Source organism: Thalassospira sp. UBA848 (assembly GCF_002295455.1).
Taxonomy (GTDB): domain Bacteria; phylum Pseudomonadota; class Alphaproteobacteria; order Rhodospirillales; family Thalassospiraceae; genus Thalassospira.
Window position 1 is genome coordinate 68,164 of sequence record NZ_DBGS01000007.1, and the last position, 3,564, is coordinate 71,727.

Annotated in this window: 4 protein-coding genes; all 4 read right to left on the minus strand. The window is 55.1% G+C overall.

Annotated elements, in window-relative coordinates:
- Positions 1 to 13 precede the first annotated feature (13 nt).
- Complete coding sequence (locus B2R48_RS01370; protein ID WP_296996882.1) at positions 14 to 784, minus strand: SDR family NAD(P)-dependent oxidoreductase; 771 nt, start codon at positions 782 to 784, stop codon at positions 14 to 16.
- 77 nt (positions 785 to 861) lie between these two features.
- Positions 862 to 1,869, minus strand: a complete 1,008-nt coding sequence (locus B2R48_RS01375; protein ID WP_062955966.1) for an ABC transporter ATP-binding protein — start codon at positions 1,867 to 1,869, stop codon at positions 862 to 864.
- 39 nt (positions 1,870 to 1,908) lie between these two features.
- Positions 1,909 to 2,739 (minus strand): carbohydrate ABC transporter permease, encoded by an 831-nt coding sequence (locus B2R48_RS01380; RefSeq protein ID WP_062955965.1) that lies wholly within the window; start codon positions 2,737 to 2,739, stop codon positions 1,909 to 1,911.
- A 9-nt stretch (positions 2,740 to 2,748) separates the two neighbouring features.
- Positions 2,749 to 3,564: carbohydrate ABC transporter permease (locus tag B2R48_RS01385; RefSeq protein WP_296996886.1), on the minus strand; the 816-nt coding region annotated here is incomplete at its 5' end.

Genomic DNA, 3,564 nt, shown 5'->3' on the forward strand with positions numbered 1-3,564 from the left:
GTTGCACCTGGCCTTACCAGCAGGTGTAACCCCCATCAGCCAGAACGATGGACCCGGTCATCAGGCTGGACGCATCGGACGCAAGGAACAGCACGACCGACCCGATTTCTTCGGTCAGGCCCAGACGGGCCATCGGAGTGCCGTTGATCCAGGCGTCATACATTTCCGGTTTGGATTTCACGAACTCATTGAGCGGGGTCGCGATATAGGTCGGTGCGACGGCATTAACGCGCACACCACGATTGCCCCACTCGGCTGCAAGAGACTTGGTCAAGTGATGGACCGCAGCCTTGGATGCGTTGTAATAGGCCTGTTCCTGCGGCTTGTTCACGATAAAGCCCGACATGGAACCGACATTGACGATGACGCCGTTTTTCTTTGCGAGCATTTGCTTGCCGAATTCACGGCAGCACCAGAACGTGCCGTTCAGGTTGACATCAATGACATTGAGCCAATGTTCGTCAGTTACGGTTTCGGCCGGGGTTTCAGAACGCGCGATGCCGGCATTGTTCACAAGAATATCAACACCGCCCTGCTTGGCCATTTTTTCGGCACTGTCGCGGACCTGATCGGTGTTGGTGACATCTATGATGTCGATGTCAGCCGAGTAACCCTTGGATTTCAGGTAATCGCGACCTTCTTCTGCAACGCCTTCGCTGATATCGCCGATGATGACATGTGCGCCAGCCTCGGCAAGGGCTTCGCAGCAGGACAGGCCGATGGCGCGACCGCCGCCGGTGACATAGGCCCGACGGCCGGTAAGATCGAACTTTTTCAGGTACATTTTGGACTCACAATTAGCTTGTTTGGTAAGACGGGCCCCAATGCGTGTGGGACATTGGGGGCCGGTTTATGCACGTATCAGGAATTGCCCAACGCCAGCCCGTGGGCATCAAAGCGATGGATGCGATCCTGTTCGGGTGTCAGGAAAATCTTGTCATGTTCGCCAAGCGGGATTTCGCCGGTCGCGCGAACTGTCATCGGGCCGAGGCCATCTGCTTCGACATGAAGATAGGTTTCGGCCCCAAGGTGTTCGGCGATCTTGACCGTTGCGGGGATTTCGCCGCTTTCGGTGCTGACCGCGATATGTTCCGGGCGAATGCCGATTTCGTGGCAGTCGCGTTTTTGGGCAAGCTCCCCGCCCAGAAAGTTCATTTTCGGTGATCCGATGAAGCCCGCGACAAACTTGTTTGCCGGGTTGTTGTAAAGTTCCATCGGTTTGCCGACCTGCTCGACGCGTCCGGCCTGCAGAACCACAATTTTGTCGGCCATGGTCATGGCTTCAACCTGATCGTGGGTGACGTAGATCATGGTGGTTTTGAGTTCCTGATGCAGACCGGTGATTTCGAGCCGCATGTTCACACGAAGTGCGGCATCAAGGTTGGACAGCGGTTCGTCAAACAGGAAGGCAGCCGGGTTGCGAACGATCGCACGGCCAATCGCAACACGCTGACGCTGACCACCTGAAAGCGCACTTGGACGGCGTTCAAGATAGTCGGTCAAGTTCAGGATCTTGGCAGCAGACTGGACTTTCTCTTCGATAACTTCCTTGCTTTCACCAGCCATTTTCAGGCCAAAGGCAATGTTGTTATAGACCGTCATATGCGGGTAAAGCGCATAGGACTGAAAGACCATGGACAGGCCGCGTTTGGCCGGGGCCTCGTTCGCGACGTCCGTACCATTGATCAGGATTTTGCCGTCAGTGACGTCTTCGAGGCCTGCAATCAGACGCAGAAGCGTTGATTTGCCACAGCCAGACGGACCAACGAAGACAACGAATTCGCCGTCATTGATATCAAGGTCGACACCGGGAATAACATCGAGTGTGCCGAAGGTTTTCTTGACTTTCTCCAGTCGGATAGCACCCATTTTGGTGTTCCTTCTTTCCAGATTGCTATCAGGCTGCGGTTACTTGACCGCGCCGAATGTCAGACCACGAACCAGCTGTTTCTGAGAGAACCAGCCAATCACGAGAATTGGGGCAACCGCGAGCGTCGATGCGGCTGAAAGCTTCGCCCAGAACAGGCCCTCGGGGCTTGAATAGGAGGCGATGAAAGCAGTCAGCGGGGCTGCATCAGACGTTGTAAGGTTGAGCGTCCAGAAGGCTTCGTTCCATGCCAGAATGATGTTGAGCAGCATGGTCGATGCAATGCCCGGAACCGCCATGGGCAACAGCACAAAGATGATTTCCTTGGGCAGGGTTGCGCCATCCATGCGGGCCGCTTCAAGAATGTCGGTCGGGATTTCCTTGAAGTAGGTGTAGAGCATCCAGACCATGATCGGCAGATTCATCAGGAACAGAACCATGATCAGACCAAAGCGCGTATCAAGCAGTCCCCAATCGCGGAACAGAAGATAAATCGGGACCAGAACGCCGACCGGCGGCATCATCTTGGTCGAAAGCATCCACAGAAGGGCATCCTTGGTCCGTTTGGTCGGGTTGAATGCCATCGCCCATGCGCAGGTGACGGCAAAGACCAGACCAACCAAGGTGGAGCCCACAGCCAGGATGACCGAGTTCATGGCGAATTTGAAATAGTTCGAGCGTTCCTGAACCTCGACATAGTTTTCCAGCGTCCAGTCAAAGGAAATGAAGCTGGGCGGGATGGAAACGGCTTCGAGTTCGGTCTTGAAGCTGGTCAGCACCATCCAGAAGATCGGGAAGAAGATCAGAAGACCCACGATCCAGGCGAAGACCGAGAAGCTGACATAGCCAAGGGGTGTCTGTTTGTTTTCCATTTCGGGCCCCTATTTGTCCAGATTCTTGCCGATAAGGCGGATCAGGAAGATCGCCACGATATTGGCCAGAATGACCGCGACAATGCCGCCTGCAGATGCGCCGCCGACGTCGAACTGCAACAGCGCCTGCGTATAGACGAGGAAGGCGATGTTGGTCGTTGCCAGACCCGGACCGCCACCAGTGGTGACAAAGATTTCGGCAAAGACAGTCAGCAGGAAGATGGTTTCAATCAGAACAACCACCGTGATTGCACGGCTCAGATGCGGCAGGGTGATATAGAAAAAGATCGAGATTGGCCCGGCGCCATCCATCTGGGCGGCTTCTTTCTGGTCGCGATCAAGTGACTGCAACGCGGTCAAAAGGATAAGCACAGCAAAAGGAAGCCATTGCCAGGACACCATGATAATGATCGAGGTCAGCGGCGCATTGGTAAACCAGTCGATCGCGGGCAGGCCAAACAGGCTGGCGATCCAGGCAAACATGCCAGACACCGGATCCATCAGAAGGTTTTTCCAGACCAGCGCATTCACAGTGGGCATGATGAAGAACGGTGCAATCACCAGCAGGCGCAGAACGCCGCGGCCAAAGATCGGCTGATCAAGCATCAGGCCCAACAGAATGCCACCCACCACCGTGATGGCCAGCACCGACCCAACCAGCAAAAGAGTATTTGCAAGGGATGCGAAAAATGCCGGATCTGTCAGAAAGAATTCGTAGTTAAGTGTCCCGATCCACTCTTCCATGCCCGGCGACAACAGGTTGTAGCGCAGGAAGGAGAAGTAAATCGTCATGCCCAGCGGGACGGCCATCCACAAGAACAGGAC

What these genes read in the sequence shown, in the direction of transcription:
- B2R48_RS01380 (WP_062955965.1), bottom strand. Translation starts at nt 2,739, where the DNA reads ATGGAAAACAAACAGACACCCCTTGGCTATGTCAGCTTCTCGGTCTTC.
- B2R48_RS01375 (WP_062955966.1), bottom strand. Translation starts at nt 1,869, where the DNA reads ATGGGTGCTATCCGACTGGAGAAAGTCAAGAAAACCTTCGGCACACTC.
- B2R48_RS01370 (WP_296996882.1), bottom strand. Translation starts at nt 784, where the DNA reads ATGTACCTGAAAAAGTTCGATCTTACCGGCCGTCGGGCCTATGTCACC.